Origin of the sequence: Streptomyces sp. NRRL F-5123 (assembly GCF_000721495.1) — a bacterium.
Classification (GTDB): Bacteria; Actinomycetota; Actinomycetes; order Streptomycetales; family Streptomycetaceae; genus Actinacidiphila.
Genome location: NZ_JOHY01000236.1, coordinates 1 through 223, shown reverse-complemented (window position 1 = coordinate 223; position 223 = coordinate 1). Strand labels below are relative to the sequence as shown.

Annotated in this window: 1 protein-coding gene; it reads left to right on the top strand. The window is 70.0% G+C overall.

The window, feature by feature from the left end; all coding sequences use genetic code 11:
* Positions 1-10 precede the first annotated feature (10 nt).
* Positions 11-223 (top strand): acyl carrier protein (locus IH54_RS44230; RefSeq protein ID WP_043183812.1); only part of this gene is annotated, 213 nt, incomplete at its 3' end.

The window sequence follows — 223 nt, the reverse complement described above, 5'->3', positions numbered from 1 at the left end:
CGGGGCGCAGGTGTCGCTGGTGTTGGGGCACGGTTCGGCGGGTTCGGTTGATCCGCAACGGGCCTTCCGGGAGATGGGGTTCGACTCGCTCACCGGTCTCGAACTGCGCCAGCGGCTGCAGACCGCGACGGGGCTGCGGTTGCCGTCCACGCTGGTCTTCGACTACCCGACGCTCCACGCGCTCGCGGGCTATCTGGACGAGCAGATCGGGGGCACCACCGCA